Source organism: Microcoleus sp. A006_D1 (assembly GCF_036702805.1).
Taxonomy (GTDB): domain Bacteria; phylum Cyanobacteriota; class Cyanobacteriia; order Cyanobacteriales; family Microcoleaceae; genus Microcoleus.
In genome coordinates this window covers 47,410-69,407 of sequence record NZ_JAUBVZ010000020.1, presented here as the reverse complement: position 1 = coordinate 69,407, position 21,998 = coordinate 47,410, and the positions used below count along the sequence as shown (strand labels likewise).

The following is a 21,998-nucleotide window of genomic DNA, read 5'->3' as shown; positions in this document are numbered from 1 at the left end:
TTAGGTCGGGGGGGACAAGAATCCGATCAAAGTCCCCCTTGCTTTCGGGGGATGCGAGGGGGATCAGGCCTCGGATAAAAGCGAGATTTTTCAATGGTTCCAGCCTTAAGTTGAGATTAATGCTCATTACCAATTCCCAATTCCCCATTCCCATTTTACGTTTTACTTCCGACTTTGCCCGGTTCGGGTGTTGGCCCTCTTGAGCCATTAGCGTCTCTATTTTCCTGTTCGCGTTCTTTTTGGGACAAGCTGCGGCGGGCGGCTTCGACAAACTGACTGACGCGGATCGGATCGATCGGCTGCTCGATGCGCCCGTTTCGCTTCAGGGAGCTCGAAACAATTACACCATCGGCAGCTTGCATGAGGGTAGAAATGTTCTCCCACGAGGCGCCACTGCCGATAAAAACTGGAATTCCCGCCGCCGCTGCACTCGCGAGTTCTAAGTCTTCGAGACTGGGAGGGCTGCCGGTTGTCCAGCCGGACAGGATCACGGCGTCGGCTAACGCGCGCCCGATCGTCTCTTGGACGGCTGTGGTCAAGTTGGGGCTGCCTAGGGGTCGCCCGTGCTTGACTAACACGTCTGCGAATATTTTGACATCGCTGCCCAATTCCCGGCGGTAGCGCAGTAGCTGGTGAGCTTGGCCTTCAATTAAGCCTTGGTCGGTAGCCATGATGCCGTTGAGGACGTTGACGCGGATGAATTGGGCTCCCGTGCAGGAGGCGATGGCGATCGCGCTGTGGGCGTCGTTTCGCAGCACGTTAACGCCGATCGGCAGCGTTACGAGATTTGTTAGCCTTTCGACTACCAGAGTCATCGCACTTACTACAGCCGGATCTACGCAGTCTTTGGCAAAAGGAGCGTCGAAAAAGTTCTCGACTATGATACCGTTTGCGCCGCCAGAAGCCAGCGCTGTAGCCTCTTGCTCGGCTCTTCCGATAATTGCTTTGAGGTTCCCGCCCCAGCGGGGAGAAGTTGGCAAAGGCTGTAAATGTACGACACCGATTATGGGATTCGGCGTTTTGAATATTTGTTTTAAGTCCACGGGTTTCCTGAAACCACCAAGTTCACTGACGGCTGACGGCGGATTTTGACGGTATATTCTAGAATTCTATATCCACGGGGGCGATTCCGATGACTCAATCGCGCCACCAAGTTGCTAAAAACCCGAATTCAGCAGTCGTTTGTCGTTTTCGATCGAGGTTAATTGTTGAAAGTTGTGATGATAATTTTGGCTGTCACCGCAGGATTGTGGGCAGCAATCGAAGTGCTGCTGCGGGTGCTGCTGGGTTTTGGCAATCCCTTGATTTATATTGCCGATGCCGAGTGTGGCTATTTGTTGGCGCCCAACCAGAGGGTGCGCCGTTTGGGAAACCGGATTGAGATTAATCAGTATTCGATGCGTAGTGGAGCGATCGCCCCGCTGCCCGATCCCGAAACTCTGCGCGTCTTGCTGTTGGGAGATTCTGTCGCCAACGGCGGTTGGTGGACACATCAGACAGATACCATCTCGGAAATTATGGCAAGGCAGTTGAGGCTGCAACTACAGAATTTACCTAGCAATGCACAATTAAGTTCAAAAGTCAACTATGCGGATTTTGAAGTTCTCAACGCCTCAGCCAATTCTTGGGGGCCGAGGAATCAACTTGCTTATGCCAAGCGGTTCGGTGTTTTTGGGGCAAAGGTTCTGGTGTTGCTGCTGAATACTGACGATTTGTTTGCATCCGCTCCCTGTGCTGAAGTTGTGGGGCGCGATCGATCTTATCCCGATCGCCAACCTCGATCGGCCACACTAAAGTTATTGAATCGCTATCTACTACCTGCAATGCCGGCTCGCCAATTGGCCGCATCTCAAGCCGAAAGCGGGGATGTAGTCGGCTGCAACTTAGAAGCTATTCGCCAAATCCAGACAATAGCTGTCTCGGCTAACGTCGAGTTTTTGCTAGCGGTAACGCCCAAGCGCCATGAATTCGGCGAGGGCTCTCGCGACTGGGAAGTCAAGGCTAGAGAGCGTCTCGCCGAACTCGTCGAACGTGAGAAAATTACTTACATAGATTTTCTTCCCATTTTTAATTCAGCGGCGCAACTTCCAACTTTGTATCGAGACAACATTCACCTCAGTCCTCAAGGAAATCAGTTAGTTAGCAACAAGATCGGTAGCCAAATAGTCGCTGTTTTTTTGTATAAATCGTGACTTCACCCAAAGACGGATGCAAGTCCCGGCTTAGGTTGTGGAACTCTAAAAATTTAAACTTGAGTTCAAGTCCGCAGATTTATCTGTGGAGTCAACCTCAAATCTTCAATGCGAAAATCGACTCACATCGAATCCGGTTGTGTCCGAACAGTTACCCTTTTCAACCAACAACAAACCCAAACTGTACAAGCAACCGGAAACGACACGATTTGTCTCGATTTAGCTAACTTGCAAAGTTGACTCTAGCTCTTTCGGATACCAAGCTTGACCGTCGAGAGCCATTTGCTCGATCGAACTCGCAAGCCGCAGAGCTTTGAGAGCTTGTTCTCCTCCCACAGAAGGCTGATTTCCACCCCGCACGCAATTAATAAAATGCTCCAATTCTGCGTGGAGCGGTTCAATATTGCTGGTGTAAACTTTCTCGATCAACCCATCTTGACGGTAAAGCACCTGACCGTAATCCGTCACATAATTGGCGGTTGTTTGTCGGTGAATCAAGATTTCGTTGTTGAGAAAATCTGCCTCTGTTAGAGAATTCTTGCAGTGAGCCGCGATTGAACGGAGTTTGCGGTGTGTCACCTTGCTTGCTGTCAGGGTGGCCACAATGCCGTTAGCAAAGTTCAGCGTCGCTGTCACGTAGTCTAAATAACCTGAATCTGAGGCTCTGCTGCCACTTGCTGTCAGCTTCACCACATGGGAATCTGCCAATTCCAGGAGCAAGTCGATGTCGTGGATCATTAAATCCAAAACTACCGATACGTCGTTTGCCCGATCGGAATAAGGACTCATCCGGTGAGCTTCCAATGCCAGTAGCTCTTCAGTTTTCAGCACTTTGCCGAGTTCCTGAAAAGCTGGATTGAACCGCTCAATATGACCCACCTGCAAAATCCGGTGGGCTTCAGCAGCCGCATTGACCAAAGATTCGGCTTCAGCAATGCTAGCGGCGATCGGCTTTTCAATTAAAACGTGAACTCCCGCTTGGAGACAACACATCCCCACAGCGTGGTGCAGGCGAGTTGGAACGGCGACACAAACTGCATCTACGTGGGCGAGCAAATCTCGGTAGTCTTCAAAGAAGCGAACCCGGTATTTGCTTGCTACATCAATTCCCCGCTCTACATTTATATCTGAAACACCCACAAGCTCGATATCTTTGAGCAAGCTCAGAACTCGCGTGTGGTGCTGGCCCATATTGCCAACCCCAATTACCCCAATACGGAGGGGTTCAGGTTGACTTCGCTGGCCGAAAACATTTCCGTATCCCAATGACATCCTATCTAGCACTCCTGGATTCTCCTCCACCACAGGAATCAAGCCCGTTGGCTTCCCTAAGCTACTCCACAGCCATCCAGATAGTACCACAGTCAAACTATTTGTGAAGAATTTCTAAGTTGGGCTGGGATTCTGGCCGTCAGCAATTACGCAGGCGCTACTCATGCACGAGAGCTGAATATTGCGGTATTCTTTTCGGAAATTACGCATTGACAAATGCAATTATACATGATATTCACTAGAGGCGATCGCGATCGCCTAAACTTCGTTATTGACAGCGCGCTGCCATTGTTGCTGTACGTCGCAGAAACGGGGCGAACTCCCAACCAGCGGTGGGCGAACCACGATTGTTACCAAAAAAATGGGTCTAAAGCCCCGTTCTTCTAGGACGGCTTTCTTAAACTGTGGTATAATTACGACTTTTAATAGGTCGTGCTGGTAGTGGAGGGGACAGCCTTTTGGTAGGCAAAACTGCTGGAATTTGGTATTTTAAAGTTAGAAACCATATAGGAACAATCAGCCATCTCCGAATCAAACATGGATCGATTTGAATTTCAGCTAGCAATGCTGCAAAAAGGAGCAGAGGAATTAGAGAAAAAAATAGCTAACTTCAGTACAATTTTGCAGCAGTTAAAAACTACGGCAATTACCATTTGGGTAGCGCTGCTCGGTTGGGCATTTGCCAGCAAAATAAATGCGTTAGTTCCGCTGGGATACGTTATAATTTTTGGTTTTTGGTTGTTAGAAGCCACCTACTGGAAGGTGCAATTTTATTCCATACAAAGACTCAATGCAGTTACCCAATTCTTGAATAATGAAAGCGCCTTAGATGAAAGTTTTAATACCCGTTCGATACCGGAAGGTCTCGTTTACCCGCTCGGTTCGTTAAAAACACTTAAAATGCCTTCTTTATGGAGATCTCTCTGCGCTCCATCAATCTATATTTTTTATACCTTTTTGTTTGTTGTTAATTCGATCGTTTGGTTGATAACTTTTAAAACAGCTCTCTAAATGGGCAAGATCAGAACGTGCGATTGGTTTTAGGCTTTTTCAGCAAGCCCTAATTATCAAGGATACCGAAGTTTCTTACAAGCTAGTGGATACCGCAGCCGAACCAGTTCCCGAACCAATTACTGTGGGAGGGACAGCTTTAGCGTTGGCTGGTTTAATCTGGTTGAAACACAAGAAAAAAATCGCTGTTTGACCTGCTAGTTCACTTTTCATAAAATATGCGAGTTGCGAAATTTTGCTCTCGATTGGGAGACAAAGCCCGGGCTTTCAAAATCGCGGCCACCAAAAACGCATAGGACAAAACTCCTACCAAAGCTAGCAAAAGTACGCTGATTGCTCCCGACGCATTCCACAAAGCATGAAGTGCCGAAGCGCTAAAATAACCTACGCCCAAAATTTGCCAGCGCTTCCTGGGTTTGAGGGCGCTCAAACCGATAAAATATCCCAAATAGCCGCTGTAAGCCATGTGTCCGGCGGCGGAGCCCAAAATTCGGGGAATTAGCAACTGCAATCCTACCAATTGCCCTGCCTCTGGCCCTGCTTGCAGGGTGATATTTTGGATGATATTGGGAACGTACTGCCCCAGAGTTTCTAATAGTGTAAAGCCGACTGCTGAGGCACTTCCTAACAGAATTCCGTCTAAAGGTTCCCAAACGCCGATGCGATCGCGCCACGGATTTTTGAGCAAATTTCCCAGCAGCATCGCTCCCAAAACGGGCAAGGCTTTCAGCAATTCTTCCATCAGTCCCGCCCCGAAGAACATTCTGATTAAAAAAGGCAAAAAACTGATTTCTTCGCCTTGTACTGGCAAACGACCAGGCAAAATTTCTCTAAATACTAATATAAATCCAATCAATAAGGGGCTGAGCAAAATTAGGACTGTAGCTAAAGCCGTACCCAGCAATACCCACCAAGGTTTGTGTTTGCCGCACAGTTGATAGATGAAGTAGTAAGCTGCACCGGCGAGGTAAGCTGACAGCAGGAAGTTGAAGGCTGCGGAATTTCCGACTGCTAAAAACAGCGACACGACAAAAACAACTGTGGCAATACCTGGATATAAGTATGCTTTTTGGCTTAATTGTTTGCCCGTGGAGGCGATCGGGAATAATTGAGTTAAAGTGAGAGCGTCCTTTTCACGCTGCTCAAAATTGCTCGTTTTTGTGGCGGGGAATCCGGGTTTATTTTGGTGAGGGGTTACGGAAGATTCAAATATGAATTCGGGGCCATCGAGGCCGAGACTGATGCGATCGCCTGTTTGTAAAGTTTGACAGCCTTGCAGCTTTTGGCCGTTGAGATAAGTTCCGTTAGCGCTGTTGAGGTCGCAAATTTCCCATCCCGTCCAATTACCTTGAGTCAGGGGACGGACTGCGGCGTGGCGGCGGGAAACCATGCCGTGGGCGATCGACTCTAAAGCTATTTGACAATTGCGATCGCGTCCGATCGCGACTTCCCCATATTCAGAAAGTTTGTACTTGGACGCTGGTGCTCCCGCAGCGCCTTTGGCGGGCATCTGTAGCAGAAATCCGATTTCATTAGTCATTGGTTATTAGTCATTTGTTATTTATTGTTTGTTATTTGTTGTTTGTTGTTTGTTATTTGTTATTTGTTGTTTGTTGTTTGTTATTTGTTGTTTGTTATTTGTTGTTTGTTATTTGTTATTTGTTATTTGTTGTTTGTTATTTGTTGTTTGTTATTGGTCATCAGTCGTTAGCTGTTAGCTGATATTATTTATCGGTAGTATTGATAGCACAGCTATTAGTCATTTGTTCGCTGTTAGGTGATGTTATTTATCCGCAATCTTGATTTCATAGTTATGAAATTTTAGATTATGAATAATAACTAATAACTAATAACAAACAACCAATAACCAATAACCAATAACCAATAACCAATAACCAATAACAAACAACCAACAACCAATAACTAATGACTAATGACTCTGCTTAGAGATTTGCTCTGGCATCCTGAACTGCTGCATAGAAAAATATGCCTGTTAGCGGTACGCTGAGGGCGAGGATGATACCAGTAACTAAATTGCCGAGTTGAGCATTTCCCGAAGACAGCTCAAAGATGGAGCCGACGGCGGCGATCGCAGTGATGCAACAAAGAGCTAATAATAAACCACTTTTCGGAGTTCCTGCCATCATACTGATTTTACTGCCTTGGGCGAAAATTGATTCTTGACTAATTCTTCATTCAGTGCCAGCTTGTTTTCTACTCTGTCAACAAACAGCACTCCGTTGAGGTGATCCATTTCGTGCTGAATTACTCTCGACAGTAACTCAGTCGCTTTCAGGGTTTGCGGGCGGCCGAATTCGTCACGATATGACACTTCAATCACTTCTGGGCGTTTGACATCAAAATAGACTCCCGGAATGCTCAAACACCCTTCTTGCAAGATGCAGATATCGCCACTGCTACTTTTGATAGTGGGGTTGATCAAAACCATTGGGGGTGTGGCAGGGTTTTCCGGGTCGCAGTCGAGCACGATTACTTGTTTGTTGACTCCGACTTGAGGGGCGGCCAAACCGATGCCATCGGCACTGTACATGGTTTGCAGCATTTCTCGGACTAGCTGCCGAATTTCTGCATCGACGCTACTAACGCGCTTTGCTGGCTGCCGCAGGACGCGATCGCCTAAAGTATGTATTGTTAGGGGCGGTTTTTCTAACTTTTTCTTTTCCACCAAAACCTGAACCGTCATAAAACCTCGCGAGATGTTTGGAAACCCCCAACGAAAGCTGTTGGGGATTACATGGGAACCGATACTATTATTTTCAATATTAATCTAATTTTAAGTAGCCATGACCGGAAACGCACCAAACCAACGGCCTGTTATTTCTCTGGGGCTGTCGCCTGCTGATTTGGCGGTAGAGCTCTCGGGGGCGATCGCGATTTTACTGGCTGTTTTGCCGATCGTACAATTTTGGCCGGTTTTGCCCGATCGAATTCCGATTCACTTCGGCTTGGGGGGGCAGCCTGATGCTTTGGGCGACAAGATCGCAATCTGGATGCTGCCGGCGGTGGCTGCGATTATTTTTGCAGTTATAACTGCGGTATCGCGCTATCCACATACTTTTAACTATCCGGTACGGATTACTGAGCAAAATGCGCGCCGCCAATATCTCTTGGCGCGAAGCCTTTTGGTTTGGCTGAAGGCGGAGATTTGTTGGCTGTTTGCCTTGGTGGTGCGGCAGCAAATTCTTGTGGCTTTGGGGAATGCTCAAAGGGTTAGTGTCGAGTTGGTTTTCGGGATAATTTTATTGATATTTGCGACGGTTGGCGTGTATTTTGTGAGGGCTTATTCTGCTCGCTAGGTGTATGGTAAACACCTTGCATATAAAATTGTAAAAAGCGTTTTTTAGGAGTGCGAGCGTCTCGCTCGCTTACATATAGCGAGCGAGACGCTCGCACTCCTGTAAATGCTCTCACAGAGATGCTCCCAACCTTCAACTAAGCCATCAGATATGTTTGCTCATCGTTCATCGGCAATACTCGCAACCGTCGATTTCTCAAATCGGGTTCTAAGCCGAGTTCTTCCATTGGAGTCACGCCCAGCAAAACAGCGGAAACGCCTTCGGGCAATTCTAAACAATCAAATCTGCCTTCTCTACCCTCTACAATAATTTGAGCGCCGGCAAAAATTCGACCTTTTTTAATACCAGCCGATGTTTCTACATCTCTTTCTCCTACTTGTCTTAAACCTAGTTGCCTAATAATAGGAGCTGGCAAGGAAAGCAGAGTTGCTCCGGTATCGACAAGAACGTTATCGAGCACCGCAGAGCGAACTTCCTCAGCAGCAATGAATCCTCGTTCTGCCATAACTAGATCGATGAAATTCGTGACGGTGATTGTAGTGATTACTTGACCCATTTGTTTGCCTTGAAGATTGGGGAGTACCAGGGTCATATTATTTTACCTCTTTGAGTGTAATTACTGGATATTTCTATTGTAATGCTATCTAGAATCGTGCTTCGTTAGTTAAAATCGTTTTAGCGATCGCCCAAAATTAGAATTTGCCTCAACGCATGACACCAGAATCAAACTCTTCTCAACCCAATCCTCCTGAGTCCAACGTGACTATAGAAAGTCTTAACGGTGCGAGCCCTGCTGTGCCGCCGCCAGAATCAGTGACAATCGTCGCTACTGCTGAACCGACAAAACCGCTGCCGCCGCCTCCTCCAAGTCGTAAGGTTTTTGCGCCGTTGCAGCCACCACAAACGAATGCTGAGATGTCGGCGTCGCTGCTGATATTGGGATCGATCGCAGCAATGATTATAGGGCTAGCCATTGACATCGTGTGGCTCGGTTTGTCGGGTGCGATTTTGGCGATCGCGATCGCCCTGCGGATCATGTGGCCCAATTGGGGCAAAATCTGGACGCAGGTAATCCCTCCGACTTGGCGCACCCTGATCGTCTCTAGCTTTGGGCTGTTGGCGGGAACAGTTGGCTTGCTGATACTTAGCGGGGCTAACGGTGAACTGGGAAGCCGCAATATCAAGATTAACTGGGATGCAGTGGGAGCAGTAGGCGAAGTCATCGGCGCTTTGGGTCAAATTTTGATCGCAATTTTGGGCGTTTATGTGGCTTGGCGTCAGTATGTGATCTCGAAAGATTTGACGATTCAGCAAAACAGAATTACGCAGCAGCAAACAATTGATGCTTATTTTCAAGGGGTGTCCGATTTAGCCCTCGATGAACAGGGATTTTTGGAAGATTGGCCGCAGGAAAGGGCGATCGCCGAAGGCCGCACGGCTGCGATTATGAGCAGTGTGGATGCTGAAGGTAAAGCGAAAATTCTGCGGTTTTTGTCGCAGTCGAGATTGGTTACTCCTCTGAAGCGCGATCGGCTTTTAGGCCGCCCCATCCTTGACGGCAACGGTGGCTACGCTGAAGACAGAGATCACGGTATCCGCGTTATCGATCTCAATGTCATGTTAGCGGGTGCTGACATGGCTGGCACCGATTTGCGGTGGACGGAGTTGAGTGAAGCCAACCTCGTCCGGGCCAATCTCAGCAAGTGCGATTTAGTCAAAGCAAATCTCTCACGCGCTATCTTGTACGACGCGAATCTCGCTCGCGCTGACATGAGAGCCGCGATATTATTCTACGGCTCGGCCGAAACAGCATCTCCCCGCAGCCGCACGGAATTTCCCAATTACACAACGGGTGAACATACTGGCGCTGTAGTTGAACGTGCTGATTTCACCGCTGTCAAGCGACTGTCGGACGAGCAACGACACTACTGTTGCTCTTGGTGCGGCTCGAAGTCGAGAGAGACTATTCCCGGCGGCTGCGAAGGTATTCCCAATAAACTCGGACGTTGAAATTAGCAGTACCGCTGTACTTGCCTGTATGTTTGCCCATCGCCTTTGCAGCGGACTATACTTTAGTTTCTGATCAACAGTCTTGCGCTGTTTTAGCCATGACAAATACTGATTTACGGCTAGAAGTAAGTCCGCGTCTGGATCGCAACAAAAACAGGGACGGGTTAATTTTTGTAATTGCTATGTGGTTTCTGAGTCGATCGGTAATTGCGATCGGGATGCAGCTAATTGCTCCTTTAGCGTCCAAAAACCCGCTGGTGTATGATATGCCACCTTTGGATTTTGTGAATGGCTTTATTCCCAAAAGTGGCTGGGAGTTGTTCTCCCATTGGGACGGCCGATGGTACACCCAAATAGCTACTCTAGGCTACTCCTATGCAGATGACGGACAACAGCATTCCGTTGCCTTCTATCCGCTGTTCCCCTTACTAATTCGCGGGCTGATGACCCTAGGAATGCGATCCGATGCAGCAGGGGTATTCATCAACTCTTTTGCGTTTTTGGGTGCATTAGTGCTGATTTATTATTGGGTAGAAGAGCGATACGATACTGGTGTGGCCAAGTGGACAACCGCTGTGCTAGCGTGGTGTCCCTTCTCGCTATTTTGCACTGTCATTTATACAGAAGGATTGTTTCTGTTTCTGACAGCATCGGCTTTGCGATCTTTTGAGAGGGGCGAGTATATTTGGGCTGCTGTTTGGGGAGCTTTGACAACTGCGACTAGGGGGCCGGGAGTAGCACTGATACCTGCTTTTTTGCTGACAGCTTGGAGAGAAAAAAGACCTCCACTTGCTTATTTTGCAGGTTTGGCTAGCGCTCTTGGAATACTTTCATTTAGTATATATTGTGCTATTCGCTTTGGAGATGCTTTAGCATTTGTTCATGTTCAAAAGGGATGGGTTCAGCCCAGTTGGTTCGAGGTATTGATTCAAGCTCTCAAATTGAAGCTATCTGCTATCAGTAGAATTGTGATGATTTTTGGCAGCGGCTATTTGTTGTGGTTTTTGCGCAAAAGGCTTACCACTATTGTTTTGACTTACGGTTTTTCCTCTTTGGCGGTGCTGCTTAATTCGGGAGCTTTGCGATCGGTAAACCGCTACGCTTACGGTATCGTGCCTCTGTCAATAGCTCTCGGCTTGTTGCTGGCAGCTAAGCCTCGTTGGGGTTACGGGTTGATGGGATTGTTTGGTATATTTCTGCTGTACGTTTCCGTCAGATTTGCTAGTTGGGTGTGGGTAGCTTAGGGGCGATAGTTGGGGAGCATCTCTTGAAAAAACTTAATTTACTCTACCTCCCAAGCTGCCTGAAAAAAGTCTCTTTCGCACAGCATAGCGTAGCGATAAGTTGCTTCTACTTCCGGTTCCGCTGCTGCGTAGCGATCGACCAAACTTTCCAATTGTTTTGCTAAAATCTCAAACTCAGGGCTGCTATAGGTAGAAATCCACTCGCTCAAGGCGTGTTCCGGTATATGAGGTTTAGCTAGTTGCTGTCCCAAAAAAGCATACAACCGCAAGCAAGGAGTCATCGCCGCTACAGTCAAACCCACACCGCTTCCCCAGGCTGTTGCTAATAAAAAATCCGTGTAGCGGCGGGTAGCAATTCCCGGTTTTGCCTCTAGCAAGTTTACACCCCATTTCGCTGCATATCCTTGATGCAAGCGAAGTTCTTCTAAAACACCGGTGCCGAGATTGTGGAGGATTTCAAACCCCTCCCAATCCGGTGCTTTTGCCGCAGCGATACTGTAAGCGCGGGCGAATGATCCCAGAAAAAATGCGTCTTGTGCAACGTAATATGCAAAACTATTTTGGGGGAGGCTGCCGTCAGCAATACCTCTGACAAAGGGATGTTGCAGACAAGCTTCGCTTAAGTCTTGATTTGCTTGCCAAAGATAGCTAGAATTTGTCATATCTTTTTATTTTTCGGTGCTGGTGATAACTTTTAAAGTGCGGCTCAACATCTATGATAACAGATATATTCGGCTTGATTCCCTTGGTGACTCTGGGCATTTTGTTTCTCATATTTGAGAAAATAGATAAGTGTTGGCGCAGCGCTATTTTGTCCGCAGCAATTGTTTGGGGAGTGATTGTTGCTTTATCTACGGAAATTTTGAGTTTATTTAGGCTGCTGACTTTTGAGTGGGTGTTCTGGCTGTGGTCGATCGCAGGTATCCTCGGCTTGATAGTGTATCTAAAATTTAAACGTGTCAAACCAATTTTTGATAAAAGTCAAGACGAGCAATTTTCTAGTGTCTCAGCGGGGTTGCTAGGCGGTGTATTGTTGATTTTTGCGGGGGTTGGTTTGATTGCTGTAGTTGCACCGCCTAACAATTGGGATTCGATGACTTATCACATGAGTCGGGTTGCTCACTGGATGCAAAACCGCAGTGTCGAGCATTATCCAACTTCTTATGTGCCGCAGTTGTATCACCCGCCTGGGGCTGAGTTTGCGATTATGCACTTTCAGATTTTAAGCGGGGGCGATCGCTTTGCTAATTTGGTACAGTGGTTGAGTATGGTGGGAAGTGTGATCGCAGTTTCTTTAATTGCTAAACAACTGGGCGCTAATCGGCGCGGTCAAGTTTTTGCAGCGGTTTTTGCTGCGACTTTACCGATGGGTATCCTCCAGGGTTCTAGCACTCAAAACGATTATGCTGTATGTTTCTGGGTGGTTTGTTTTGTTTGCTCAGGTTTAGCAGGACTCTCCGCTGGAATCACGGGATTTAATACTTTCAAAATCGGTGCGAGTTTGGGTCTGGCTCTCTTGACAAAAACGACCGCTTATATATTTTGTTTGCCTTTTATTGTTTGGTTTATTGTCGGAGGAATTAAAGGCTTTCGGGGAAAGATGCTGCAACCAATTTTGCTGATAGCCGCTGTAACTTTTGTAATAAACTTCGGTCATTTTTGGCGGAATTACGATTTGTTCGGTTATGCGATCGGAGCGCCTGAAAGTTTTACGAAAGAATATAAAATTGAAGCAATTACGCTGCCAACGTTCCTGTCAAATGTAATTAGAAATTTAGGTATGCAAGCGGGTACGAGGATTTCCCGCATTAACGGTGCGATTGTGGGAGTGATTAACGTGCTGCATAGAATACTGGGTGTAGCTACAAATGACCCGCGCATCACTTGGCCTCCCGGACAAGTATTTGCGATCGCCACACCGTCATTTAATGAAAACACAGCTACCAATCCAATTCACTTTTGGTTGACATTTGCCGCCATCGCACTTATATTTAAAACCCCAAATTTAAGAAAAAAAAAATAGTTGTAATTTATTTAATTGCTGTAATAATGACATTTTTAATCCTATGTATGCTACTAAAATTGCAGCCTTGGCATGGCCGCCACCACCTGTCAATATTTGTATTATTTTCGCCCATATTTGGATTAGCATTATCGCAATTATCAAATCAAAAAATAGCAAATTATCTTGCTGCGATTCTGATTGTCATGTCGCTACCTTGGATTTTTTACAACCAATTTAGACCTCTCCTGGGAGATAGTAACATTTTTAATAGCAGCAGACACGAGCTTTACTTTACCAGTCGGCCGAAGATCGAGGTTGCTTATAATACAGCAGTAGATTTTGTTAAATCTCAAAACTGCACCAATATAGGACTGTCATTTTGGGCTAAAAGTGTTTGGGAATATCCCTTGTGGATCATGTTTCCAGAACCGGGAAAACCAGCACCTCGCATTGAACATATCTCGACGATTGATCCTATTGTTAAGCAAAAACTTGACTCGGAACCTTACAAAAGTTTTATCCCTTGTGCGATAATTTACTCTCCTACAAAAAATGACGGCAGACAAGTAAAAGAGATAACAGTCAAAAATCAAACTTACGTACAAAAATGGTCGATGGAGCCGCTGAGCGTGTTTGTGAAAGAATAAACTTTTGATTTAACAGTTCAACCCCTGATTTTACAACATAAACTGCGATGAACAATACACCTAAGTATTCCTTAATAATTCCCATCTATAACGAAGAAGAAAATCTCCCAGAATTGTACCGACGAGTAAGTGGCGTGATGGAGCGCATGGATGGCCCAGTAGAATTAATTTTAATCAATGATGGCAGTCGCGATCGCTCTTTGGAACTTTTGCGAGAGTTGCACGAACAAGACTCGCGAATTTGTTACCTCAGTTTTGCCCGCAATTTCGGCCATCAAATAGCTGTAACTGCTGGTTTGAACTTTTCTAGCGGTCAAGTTGTAGTCATCATGGATGGCGATTTGCAAGACCCGCCAGAGCTAATTTTAGATATGGTAGAACAGTGGCGTATCGGGTATCAAGTTGTTTACGCCCAGCGCACTCAACGCCGTCAAGAAGGTTGGTTTAAGCGGTTGCCAGCTTATATGTATTATCGCATTTTGCGGAATCTGGCTGATGTTGATATTCCCATAGATACGGGGGATTTTTGTTTGATGGATAGGTGCGTCGTGGATGTGCTGAATGCGATGCCGGAACGCAATCGCTACATTCGGGGACTGCGGGCTTGGATTGGTTTTAAACAAACTGCTGTTAAGTTTGAACGAGATCCGCGTTTTGCTGGTGAGGTTAAGTATACGTTTAGCAAATCTTTTGCTTTGGCGATGAATGGTTTAGTATCTTTTTCAAAAGTTCCTCTGCAACTGTCGATTTATTTGGGTTTATTTTCGGCTTTGGTGTCTGTTTTAATGGCTTTTTTGGTTTTGTATTGGCGTCTTTTCTCTCCGGGTGCGGCATTAACTGGTTTGACAATTATCATTATGGCGGTTTTCTTTTTGGGTGCGGTGCAGTTGGTGAGTATTGGGATTTTGGGCCAGTATATTGGGCGGATTTATGAGGAGGTGAAGGGCAGGCCGCTTTATACGCTGGGAGAAGTTGCTGGTTTTGGCGATCGACATCGACGATAGTAAAAAAATTATCAAGTAATAATCAAAAACGCCAACTTCGGCGATAAATTTATGTCAATGGGCTTTAACTCAGACAAAAGTAGCAGCTTGACTAAATAGAAACTACCGAATTAAACGTAAAACAAGCTCGCGCTTTAGATTCCCGACTTCTTAAAGAAGTCGGGAATCTGGGTATTATATTTTTTTAGGTGGACTTACTTACCTACTTATTGAAGTTTCCAGGCAATCAGACCAACCAGCCCAATCAGACCTAATGCTCTACGAAAGTAATTAACGCCTTGAAATAATTCTTCCCAAGCCCAAGTAAACAAGGCGCCAAAAGCTACTAGATCCAACACTAGATAAATTTGACCTGTGGTAAAAAGGAGCTTCAATAAACTAGATACAATCCCGACAATTAGCGGTAGATTTGGTGGCTGAGCTATAACAATGTTGCCTTCGCTGTCCCGGAATACTCGATCGAACAACGTATCTTGTCTGATTTCCATGAGTTTATGCTGTCAATGTGATAAAAGGTAGGAATTGTCTGATAGGCAACCACAAACTAGGCAACCACAAACACGATCAGCTTGATGTTTTTTGGTTTATATTGTGATAATAAAATTCAAATATTTAAATTTCATCTATCGCTAGAAACAGTTGTGATGAGAATGCGATCTATAATTGGACAGACTAGCGATCTCATGTCCGGTTTGTAGTTAGGTTTGTAGTAAGGACGAAGAGTCCTTTCTTAGAGATTTGGAGGTTGGTCACTCCCCTCACAAATCGGGTGCCTGCTTAATTGATGCTTTTTTCCCCGCTGCTACACAAGCAACAACTAAACAAGCGCTGCCTAGGGCGATCGGCTCCACAGTCTCACCCAGCAAAATTGCGGATGCTAGGATCGTCAAAAACGGTTGCAATAGCTGAATTTGCCCTACCCTGGCAACTCCGCCAATTGCCATCCCCTCATACCAGGCAAAAAATGCTATAAATTGACTGACAATACTCACATAGGCAAAACCCAACCAGGCCGTCGGTGCAGCTATTAATCCATGTTTGACAACCACAAATATTGTAGGCAAAACCTCGAAGGGAGCGACAAGTATCAATGCCCAACAGATAACTTGCCAGCCACCTAAAGTCTTAGCTAATCGCCCACCTTCGGCGTAACCAAAAGCAGCAGCAATTACTGCTGCAAATAAAGCTAAATCTGGGAGTTGGAGTTGCCCTGCACCAGTAACAATTCCAAAACAGACAACGGTTAGACTCCCGGCGATACTAGCAAGCCAAAAGCTAGAAGATGGGCGATCGCCCGATCGCACGACTCCTCCTATTGCTGTGGCTAAGGGCAACAATCCTAATACTACAGCACCGTGGGCGGCAGGCACGTACTGCATTGCCCAAGCTGATAATAGCGGAAATCCGACAACTACTCCCAATCCGACAACTAATAAACTCAAAAATTGCTGTTTGGAAGGAATAGGTTGACGAGTTATCCATAGAGTAATTGCGGCTAGTATAGCTGCGACTAATCCGCGTCCTAATCCTACAAAAATAGGGTCTAAGTCGTGCACTGCTGCTCTGGTGGCTGGCAGTGTTAAGCTGAATCCAACTACGCCGAGAAAACCGTAAATTAGCCCGATTGTTTCTGGCTCGAATTGATGATGTTTCCAGTGTAATCTCATTGTAAAAATTGTTGCTCTAATTTTCTATTTGTGTGTGTTTGCTCAACCCATATGTAAGGTGCGTCGCTGTGAGATTTTCTGTTAAATTTAGGGACTTTTCCGGGCGACACACCCTACAAATATTGTTGCTGGAAATTATCTGCGTTGATCTGCGTCCATCTGCCTTGCATCTGCGGTTGACTCTCTAAGAGACTGAATAGTTATGAATTGTCGATCGCCACATTTTGCCTAGTTTCGCTCGATCGCCTCGCAGCATCAGCTACCTTCAAAGCATACAAACTACTGGTATTTTCGACGTACAAGGGCGTACCGTTTAGCAAACACTCTAACACCATATCCGTATCTTTGGCAAACAAACCACGTCGCGTTCCTACTTGGATATTCTGCCGATTTTCTCCCTGAATTAATTGACCGGATTCGGGAGTAAAAACCAGCGTTCCGGCTTCTCCGTAGATGGTAAAAATGTTTTCCGACTGCGAAAAAGTCTCTCCTTTTCCATAAACAGCTTCAGCGAGAACGCCATTAGTAAAGCGCAACTGGGCGTTGCACAAACAAGCTTTGTAGAAATCCGGCTGAGTGTCCCAAAATTGAGTTTGACAGTTAACGGTTGCTACTTCCCCGAACAAATCTGTAAATCGGTGCAGCCGAGAAATTGCCCCGATTAAGGGAAAGCCAAACAGGGAGTGTTGAAAAGTCCAGCGCTGCGGTGCCGATCGCACAGAGGTAATAGTGACGTAGCGAGCATAAAAAACTTTACCGATTAATGGTAAGGATTCTTTGATTGAGGAGTGCAAACCGCCTAACAGTTCGATGTGTTCGATGTGGAGGAGTTTTTGCTTTTGGGCGGCAAGCTCGATCGCCCTTTCGGCCTCAGATACATCTAAAGATAGAGGATATTCCACCACAACGTGCTTTTGATTTTCCAGCGCCGCCAGGACAATCGCCCCGTGATCCCGGTTCACAGTACAGACAATTACCAAATCTAAATCGTCTCTTTCTACCAGCTTGCGCCAAGAAACCTCAGCTTCGGCCCCGAATGTTTGACAAAATGCTGCGGTTTGCTCCGGGTTGTGGCCCGCGACTGCTACCAAGTTCGATCGCGCGTCAGCTACCAGCGTTTCGGCCCTCAACTTAGCTGCAAAACCAGTACCCACAATCCCCACCCGAATTGGAGCGACCGAAAAACCAAAGCCTGTATTAATCTGAGTCATAGGATGTGAGATTTGAGATTTTAGTATAGTTATAGTTATAGACTTGCAGCCCTGGGGCTGACGGTTCCATCGCCGAGATTTTAGGCTGCGGGGACAAACTCAAGCAAGTTGAGCTGAAAGTCGATCGGCACAACGCATACCAAAAACCCGGTTTTTTGGGCTGTACGGCTCAAAACCTGATTTTTCTCAGAAACCGGGTGATGTGGTGCAAGTCTTGCGGCAACAGTATCACAAGGCCGATCCCAACATAGGTATAAGCAATCAAGATGAAATTAGAAAAAGTTATAACTAATCCCATTCAAATTTTTCGTAAATGAGTGTTGCAACCTTACTTCTATCCCCTACTATCATAAAGGGAACGAACCTAAGAGCTAACTTCAGAGCTAATAGAGCCTTGAAGGTTGCATTAGGAAAAATTATCAATATTGTTGAATTTTTGAGAGGATTTAGTGCATGCCAACTTACAAAGTTACCCTCATCAGCGAAGCCGAAGGAATCAACCAGACCATTGACGTTGATGACGATACTTACATTCTTGATGCTGCCGAAGAAGCAGGACTCGACCTCCCTTACTCTTGCCGCGCTGGAGCTTGCTCCACCTGCGCCGGCAAAATCACTAAGGGTGAAGTTGACCAATCTGACCAATCTTTCTTAGATGACGACCAAATCGAGGCCGGATTTGTTCTGACCTGCGTCGCCTATCCTAAGTCTGATTGTACGATCGAAACTCACCAAGAAGAATCCCTCTACTAAGGAAGGATTCACAGGCGCGATGCGCTAAGTAACCCGGTTTCTTAACGTAATTGAGCTGAAACAGCTTAATTACGTTAAGAAACCGGGTTTTTGCGTTAAAGACGGCGGTTGAAACCGCGTCTACACAGACAAAACCCGGATGGTGCGCGGGTTGAAGATGGGACGTACGGTTGAAACCGCGTCTAGACAAACAAAACCCGAGGAGTGCGGGTTGAAGAAAAGACGGTTAATATTACGTTATGTTCTTCAGTCCGCGGAGGCGGACTTCGTTTGTCTAGACGCGATTTCAATCGCCGATTCTACGCCGACTCTTAATAAACTATTCGCGCCAAAATGTAATGGAATCGTTGAGGGGGACAACTTGAGCGCCGGGAAAATAAAAGCCGAGAATTCGAGATCCATTCCAGCCCAAATTAGCTAAATTGTAAGAACCGGTTTGACTCATTCCCACGCCGTGTCCGAAACCGCCTCCGACAAAAGCATAACCGTTGAGAGTTTTGTCTGGATTATAAATCGGTTCAAGGTAAAAAAGCGTGCTAATCGGCGGATAAAAAGCATTGCGAATCTCATCTTTATCGATATCGATGGGGCCCAAATCAGTTTGTACCTTCATCTGCAAAACTCTACCAGCGGCTGACCTTTCCACCACTTCAACTTTTGTGAGAGTTTTAAAATTAGCTAGCGGGTGCTTTTTCTTCTGAAGATACTGGCGCAGAAATCCACCAATCGAGGTCAATGAAACTTGTTCGCGCCAGCGGAAGGTTTGTTCTTTTTCCTCATTAAAGCCTGCTTTCAGAGTCATAAAGCGGCGGAAGTTGGTTTCGTCAGACAAACTCTGCTTTGTCAAATCCCAGACGTTTTTGGGGGAATCGACGATCGATCGCAAATATGGACGTTCCGGGCCGTGCCACACATCGCCAAAAGTCGCTGTCACGCCGCCGCTAGACGCGGAATAGAGCGCGTCTACTAGCTGATTTTCGTAAGTTAGGACTAAACCGCTTGTTTGGGCGATCGCGCGATCGCTCTGCGGGTAAACTTCCGTCAAACCCTGATAAACTTGGCAGTTAACATCAGCGCACAACTCGTAATTATCCACAGCAAACCGGCGCAAATTTCTCAGGGCGTAAGTTCTCGCTAAAATAGCTTGAGCGACAATCGAAGCATAAGGCGCAAAAGCCCCAATTTCGTGAGGAACAACACCCCGCAAATAAGTTTCAGTCGGCACCTCATTAACTAAAGTATAAGTGCCGTAAGAATTTTTTTGCAGGTGCAAACTGCCACCATAACGGCGAGTTTCTTGAATAGCTTTTTCTGGGTCGATAGCTGTCGCCTCTTGGGTAGTTTGTTTCAATACCTCGATTACATTTTTACCCGCCGTCACATCCAACTCATTGCGGTTGAAACGAAAGCCGTTTAACACCCAAAACGTTTGAGGTATTTGTTTAAAAACCTTGGTATCTAAAAAAGCTGTTTTGTTACCTTGAGCCTGCAAACTTTGCAACAGCCAGCGCCGCACCAAAGGAGAGTTGTAAGTATCTCTTTTCGCCCAAACTTGCCAGCGCAAAGGTTGAGCAATTTCCACATCAATGCCTTTAGCGCGCCATTGATTAGCGCTATCTTCTGCACTCTCGAAACTGCGGTGGGAGCTCAGAACAACTCGTTCTTCTACTAATGGCGCTTCCAGAGGTTTATTGGCAATTTCTAGCTTGATGCTGGCGGCAGTTTTGGTTTCTGTACCTTGAGGAGTTTTGTAACTCAAAGTTAAACTGTCGCCCGGTAATGCTTTCAGCGTGAGTTTATCGGTGGCTTTGGTGCCAAACCGCTGTACCACGCCGATTTTGATGGGTCTATTTTGGGGAGTTTGGGCGTATCCCGCAGCGCTGAAAATGGGCAACAGGCACAATGCGGTGAAAACAGTGCTAGAAATGCAGCTAAACCATTTGTAATTGGGAGTTGGAGGTGCTTGAGCGAACACGGTTATCTGTCTCCCGATAGTTGAAATTTGGGGATTTTTCATTGTTACGTTAGCACATTTGGCCGCCACTACAGCGGAATTGCCGAAGATCGGCCAATTGTAGGGTGTGTCGCCTGCGATAAATCCCTAAAAAAGAGCGACAATCTCGTAGCGACGCACCTTGCAAAATATTTGTGTCCTCAGAAACCGGGTTTCTTCCTAGATTTCTCGCTACTAAACGCAAAATTTCGTAGAAACCCGGTTTCTCGCCTCCCATGCGAAGCCCTGAAACTATCCAAACTTTAGGAACTAATCATTTTTTGCTAATCCCATCACAAACGTCTTTATCACTTTTATCAGCATTATTCTGCAAATAGTCGTGCAGCCAATCGCAACCTTGCACCAGCATCTCATCTAAACTTCTGATTTGCCACAACCGGGCTGTTTTGTCATCTGATGCCGTAGCGATGTATTTGCCATCAGGACTAAAACTGACACTCGATACCCCATCTTGATGTCCTTTAAATTCTTGGATCAGCTTGCCTTTTAAGTCCCACAACCTGGCTGTTTTGTCCCCTGATGCCGTAGCGATGTATTTGCTGTCAGGACTAAAACTGACACTATTTACCGAACCTTGATGTCCTTTAAATTCTTGTATCAGCTTGCCTTTTAAGTCCCACAACCTGGCTGTTTTATCCGATGCCGTAACAATGTATTTGCCGTCGGGACTAAAACTGACACTCATTACCGAATGTTGATGCCCTTTAAATTCTTGTATCTGCTTGCCTTTTAAGTCCCACAACCTTGCTGTTTTATCCGATGCCGTAACAATGTATTTGCCGTCGGGACTAAAACTGACACTCGATACCCATTCCTGATGTCCTTTAAATTCTTGTATCAGCTTGCCTTTTAAGTCCCACAACCTGGCTGTTTTATCCGATGCCGTAGCGATGTATTTCCCGTCGGGACTAAAACTGACACTATTTACCGAACCTTGATGTCCTTTAAATTTCTGTATTAGCTTGCCTTTTAAATCCCACAACCTGGCTGTATTGTCAAATGATGCCGTAGCGATGTATTTGCCATCGGGACTAAAACTGACACTCATTACCCATTCCTGATCTCCTTTAAATTCTTGTATCAGCTTGCCTGTTAAATCCCACAACCGGGCTGTTTTGTCCGTTGATGCCGTAGCGATGTATTTGCCATCGGGACTAAAACTGACACTATTTACCCCATCTTGATGTCCTTTAAATTCTTGTATCAGCTTGCTTTGTAAATTCCACAACCTGACTGTTTTGTCCCATGATGCCGTAGCGATGTATTTGCCGTCGGGACTAAAACTGACACTCAATACCAAATTTTGAGATACTTTAAATTCCTGAATCAGCGTGCCTTTTAAGTCCCACAACCTGGCTGTTTTGTCAAATGATGCCGTAGCGATGTATTTGCCGTCTGGACTAAAACTGACACTATTTACCAAACCTTGATGTCCTTTAAATTCTTGTATTAGCTTGCCTTTTAAGTCCCACAACCGGGCTGTTTTGTCGCCTGATGCCGTAGCGACATATTTGCCGTCGGGACTAAAACTGACACTCCTTACCCAATCTTGATGTCCTTTAAATTCTTGTATCAGCTTGCCTTTTAAGTCCCACAACCGGGCTGTTTTGTCGCCTGATGCCGTAGCGACATATTTGCCGTCGGGACTAAA

The 21,998-nt window shown here is 46.1% G+C and carries 23 protein-coding genes; 11 read left to right on the top strand and 12 right to left on the bottom strand.

Going from position 1 to position 21,998, the window contains the following annotated elements; genetic code table 11:
• Positions 1-155 precede the first annotated feature (155 nt).
• On the bottom strand, positions 156-1,043 hold the full coding sequence (btpA, locus tag QUB68_RS26050) for a photosystem I biogenesis protein BtpA (protein WP_332997812.1): 888 nt from the start codon (positions 1,041-1,043) through the stop codon (positions 156-158).
• 165 nt (positions 1,044-1,208) lie between these two features.
• Here btpA and QUB68_RS26045 point away from each other — a divergent pair, with 165 nt between their 5' ends.
• Positions 1,209-2,192: an SGNH/GDSL hydrolase family protein gene (locus QUB68_RS26045; protein ID WP_332997811.1), complete on the top strand. Its 984-nt coding sequence runs from the start codon at positions 1,209-1,211 to the stop codon at positions 2,190-2,192.
• Positions 2,193-2,411: 219 nt separating this feature from the next.
• Here QUB68_RS26045 and QUB68_RS26040 read toward each other — a convergent pair whose 3' ends face one another.
• Positions 2,412-3,464, bottom strand: coding sequence for a Gfo/Idh/MocA family oxidoreductase (locus QUB68_RS26040; RefSeq protein ID WP_332997854.1), 1,053 nt, complete (start codon positions 3,462-3,464; stop codon positions 2,412-2,414).
• Positions 3,465-3,692: 228 nt separating this feature from the next.
• Here QUB68_RS26040 and QUB68_RS26035 point away from each other — a divergent pair, with 228 nt between their 5' ends.
• The 3 genes from QUB68_RS26035 (at position 3,693) to QUB68_RS30020 (ending at position 4,668) form a co-directional block, all read left to right on the top strand.
• Entirely contained in the window at positions 3,693-3,851 is a 159-nt protein-coding gene (locus tag QUB68_RS26035; RefSeq protein ID WP_332997810.1) for a hypothetical protein, read from the top strand.
• 177 nt (positions 3,852-4,028) lie between these two features.
• A complete protein-coding gene (locus QUB68_RS26030) occupies positions 4,029-4,475 on the top strand; it encodes a hypothetical protein (protein WP_332997809.1) in 447 nt (148 codons plus the stop codon).
• A gap of 85 nt (positions 4,476-4,560) precedes the next feature.
• Entirely contained in the window at positions 4,561-4,668 is a 108-nt protein-coding gene (locus tag QUB68_RS30020; protein ID WP_442923128.1) for a PEP-CTERM sorting domain-containing protein, read from the top strand.
• A 9-nt stretch (positions 4,669-4,677) separates the two neighbouring features.
• On the opposite strand, the gene QUB68_RS26020 is transcribed toward QUB68_RS30020, so the two are convergent.
• The 3 genes from QUB68_RS26020 to def form a co-directional block, all read right to left on the bottom strand.
• Positions 4,678-6,015 carry a PrsW family glutamic-type intramembrane protease gene (locus tag QUB68_RS26020; RefSeq protein ID WP_332997807.1) on the bottom strand — a complete coding sequence of 446 codons (1,338 nt, stop codon included), beginning with the start codon at positions 6,013-6,015 and terminating at the stop codon, positions 4,678-4,680.
• Between the two features lie 403 nt (positions 6,016-6,418).
• Positions 6,419-6,619 (bottom strand): hypothetical protein, encoded by a 201-nt coding sequence (locus QUB68_RS26015; protein ID WP_332997852.1) that lies wholly within the window; start codon positions 6,617-6,619, stop codon positions 6,419-6,421.
• The gene (gene def, locus QUB68_RS26010) at positions 6,619-7,179 is read right to left on the bottom strand and encodes a peptide deformylase (RefSeq protein WP_332997806.1); all 561 of its coding nucleotides are present in this window, start codon (positions 7,177-7,179) and stop codon (positions 6,619-6,621) included. Before def ends, QUB68_RS26015 begins: the two co-directional genes overlap by 1 nt.
• 100 nt (positions 7,180-7,279) lie before the next feature.
• Here def and QUB68_RS26005 point away from each other — a divergent pair, with 100 nt between their 5' ends.
• Positions 7,280-7,792 (top strand): DUF1648 domain-containing protein, encoded by a 513-nt coding sequence (locus tag QUB68_RS26005; RefSeq protein WP_332997805.1) that lies wholly within the window; start codon positions 7,280-7,282, stop codon positions 7,790-7,792.
• 136 nt (positions 7,793-7,928) lie between these two features.
• Here the strand turns inward: QUB68_RS26005 and QUB68_RS26000 are convergent, their stop codons facing one another.
• Positions 7,929-8,384: an aspartyl protease gene (locus QUB68_RS26000; RefSeq protein WP_332997804.1), complete on the bottom strand. Its 456-nt coding sequence runs from the start codon at positions 8,382-8,384 to the stop codon at positions 7,929-7,931.
• 119 nt (positions 8,385-8,503) lie between these two features.
• On the opposite strand from QUB68_RS26000, the gene QUB68_RS25995 reads away from it, so the two are divergent.
• Together QUB68_RS25995 and QUB68_RS25990 are read left to right on the top strand one after the other, a co-directional pair.
• Positions 8,504-9,802, top strand: a complete 1,299-nt coding sequence (locus QUB68_RS25995) for a pentapeptide repeat-containing protein (protein ID WP_332997803.1) — start codon at positions 8,504-8,506, stop codon at positions 9,800-9,802.
• Entirely contained in the window at positions 9,799-11,046 is a 1,248-nt protein-coding gene (locus QUB68_RS25990) for a mannosyltransferase family protein (protein ID WP_332997802.1), read from the top strand. Before QUB68_RS25995 ends, QUB68_RS25990 begins: the two co-directional genes overlap by 4 nt.
• 38 nt (positions 11,047-11,084) lie before the next feature.
• On the opposite strand, the gene QUB68_RS25985 is transcribed toward QUB68_RS25990, so the two are convergent.
• Positions 11,085-11,708, bottom strand: a complete 624-nt coding sequence (locus QUB68_RS25985) for a TenA family protein (RefSeq protein ID WP_332997801.1) — start codon at positions 11,706-11,708, stop codon at positions 11,085-11,087.
• Positions 11,709-11,761: 53 nt separating this feature from the next.
• Between QUB68_RS25985 and QUB68_RS25980 the strand changes: the two genes are divergently transcribed.
• From QUB68_RS25980 to QUB68_RS25970, 3 genes are read left to right on the top strand one after another with little or no spacing between them, the layout of a single operon-like run.
• On the top strand, positions 11,762-13,069 hold the full coding sequence (locus tag QUB68_RS25980; protein WP_332997800.1) for a glycosyltransferase family 39 protein: 1,308 nt from the start codon (positions 11,762-11,764) through the stop codon (positions 13,067-13,069).
• A 26-nt stretch (positions 13,070-13,095) separates the two neighbouring features.
• Positions 13,096-13,698: a hypothetical protein gene (locus tag QUB68_RS25975; RefSeq protein ID WP_332997799.1), complete on the top strand. Its 603-nt coding sequence runs from the start codon at positions 13,096-13,098 to the stop codon at positions 13,696-13,698.
• A 47-nt stretch (positions 13,699-13,745) separates the two neighbouring features.
• The gene (locus QUB68_RS25970; protein ID WP_332997798.1) at positions 13,746-14,702 is read left to right on the top strand and encodes a glycosyltransferase family 2 protein; all 957 of its coding nucleotides are present in this window, start codon (positions 13,746-13,748) and stop codon (positions 14,700-14,702) included.
• 206 nt (positions 14,703-14,908) lie between these two features.
• On the opposite strand, the gene QUB68_RS25965 is transcribed toward QUB68_RS25970, so the two are convergent.
• The 3 genes from QUB68_RS25965 to QUB68_RS25955 form a co-directional block, all read right to left on the bottom strand.
• Positions 14,909-15,190, bottom strand: a complete 282-nt coding sequence (locus QUB68_RS25965; protein WP_332997797.1) for a hypothetical protein — start codon at positions 15,188-15,190, stop codon at positions 14,909-14,911.
• Positions 15,191-15,460: 270 nt separating this feature from the next.
• Positions 15,461-16,369 carry a DMT family transporter gene (locus tag QUB68_RS25960; protein WP_332997796.1) on the bottom strand — a complete coding sequence of 303 codons (909 nt, stop codon included), beginning with the start codon at positions 16,367-16,369 and terminating at the stop codon, positions 15,461-15,463.
• Between the two features lie 200 nt (positions 16,370-16,569).
• Positions 16,570-17,580, bottom strand: a complete 1,011-nt coding sequence (locus tag QUB68_RS25955) for a Gfo/Idh/MocA family protein (protein ID WP_332997795.1) — start codon at positions 17,578-17,580, stop codon at positions 16,570-16,572.
• Between the two features lie 453 nt (positions 17,581-18,033).
• Here QUB68_RS25955 and QUB68_RS25950 point away from each other — a divergent pair, with 453 nt between their 5' ends.
• Positions 18,034-18,333 (top strand): ferredoxin, encoded by a 300-nt coding sequence (locus QUB68_RS25950; RefSeq protein WP_332997794.1) that lies wholly within the window; start codon positions 18,034-18,036, stop codon positions 18,331-18,333.
• A gap of 319 nt (positions 18,334-18,652) precedes the next feature.
• On the opposite strand, the gene QUB68_RS25945 is transcribed toward QUB68_RS25950, so the two are convergent.
• Both QUB68_RS25945 and QUB68_RS25940 read right to left on the bottom strand, forming a co-directional pair.
• On the bottom strand, positions 18,653-20,350 hold the full coding sequence (locus tag QUB68_RS25945) for a SpoIID/LytB domain-containing protein (protein ID WP_332997793.1): 1,698 nt from the start codon (positions 20,348-20,350) through the stop codon (positions 18,653-18,655).
• Positions 20,351-20,600: 250 nt separating this feature from the next.
• On the bottom strand, positions 20,601-21,998 hold a 1,398-nt coding region (locus QUB68_RS25940; RefSeq protein ID WP_332997791.1), incomplete at its 5' end, for a WD40 repeat domain-containing protein.

Bases quoted from the DNA above. Each gene is read 5' to 3' on its own strand.
- QUB68_RS25985 (WP_332997801.1), bottom strand. From the start codon at position 11,708: ATGACAAATTCTAGCTATCTTTGGCAAGCAAATCAAGACTTAAGCGAA.
- QUB68_RS26035 (WP_332997810.1), top strand. From the start codon at position 3,693: ATGATATTCACTAGAGGCGATCGCGATCGCCTAAACTTCGTTATTGAC.
- QUB68_RS25995 (WP_332997803.1), top strand. From the start codon at position 8,504: ATGACACCAGAATCAAACTCTTCTCAACCCAATCCTCCTGAGTCCAAC.
- QUB68_RS25955 (WP_332997795.1), bottom strand. From the start codon at position 17,580: ATGACTCAGATTAATACAGGCTTTGGTTTTTCGGTCGCTCCAATTCGG.
- QUB68_RS26005 (WP_332997805.1), top strand. From the start codon at position 7,280: ATGACCGGAAACGCACCAAACCAACGGCCTGTTATTTCTCTGGGGCTG.
- QUB68_RS25965 (WP_332997797.1), bottom strand. From the start codon at position 15,190: ATGGAAATCAGACAAGATACGTTGTTCGATCGAGTATTCCGGGACAGC.
- QUB68_RS25945 (WP_332997793.1), bottom strand. From the start codon at position 20,350: ATGAAAAATCCCCAAATTTCAACTATCGGGAGACAGATAACCGTGTTC.
- QUB68_RS26015 (WP_332997852.1), bottom strand. From the start codon at position 6,619: ATGGCAGGAACTCCGAAAAGTGGTTTATTATTAGCTCTTTGTTGCATC.
- def (WP_332997806.1), bottom strand. From the start codon at position 7,179: ATGACGGTTCAGGTTTTGGTGGAAAAGAAAAAGTTAGAAAAACCGCCC.
- QUB68_RS26030 (WP_332997809.1), top strand. From the start codon at position 4,029: ATGCTGCAAAAAGGAGCAGAGGAATTAGAGAAAAAAATAGCTAACTTC.
- QUB68_RS25980 (WP_332997800.1), top strand. From the start codon at position 11,762: ATGATAACAGATATATTCGGCTTGATTCCCTTGGTGACTCTGGGCATT.
- QUB68_RS25970 (WP_332997798.1), top strand. From the start codon at position 13,746: ATGAACAATACACCTAAGTATTCCTTAATAATTCCCATCTATAACGAA.
- QUB68_RS26020 (WP_332997807.1), bottom strand. From the start codon at position 6,015: ATGACTAATGAAATCGGATTTCTGCTACAGATGCCCGCCAAAGGCGCT.
- QUB68_RS26000 (WP_332997804.1), bottom strand. From the start codon at position 8,384: ATGACCCTGGTACTCCCCAATCTTCAAGGCAAACAAATGGGTCAAGTA.
- QUB68_RS25975 (WP_332997799.1), top strand. From the start codon at position 13,096: ATGACATTTTTAATCCTATGTATGCTACTAAAATTGCAGCCTTGGCAT.
- QUB68_RS25960 (WP_332997796.1), bottom strand. From the start codon at position 16,369: ATGAGATTACACTGGAAACATCATCAATTCGAGCCAGAAACAATCGGG.
- QUB68_RS25950 (WP_332997794.1), top strand. From the start codon at position 18,034: ATGCCAACTTACAAAGTTACCCTCATCAGCGAAGCCGAAGGAATCAAC.
- QUB68_RS26040 (WP_332997854.1), bottom strand. From the start codon at position 3,464: ATGTCATTGGGATACGGAAATGTTTTCGGCCAGCGAAGTCAACCTGAA.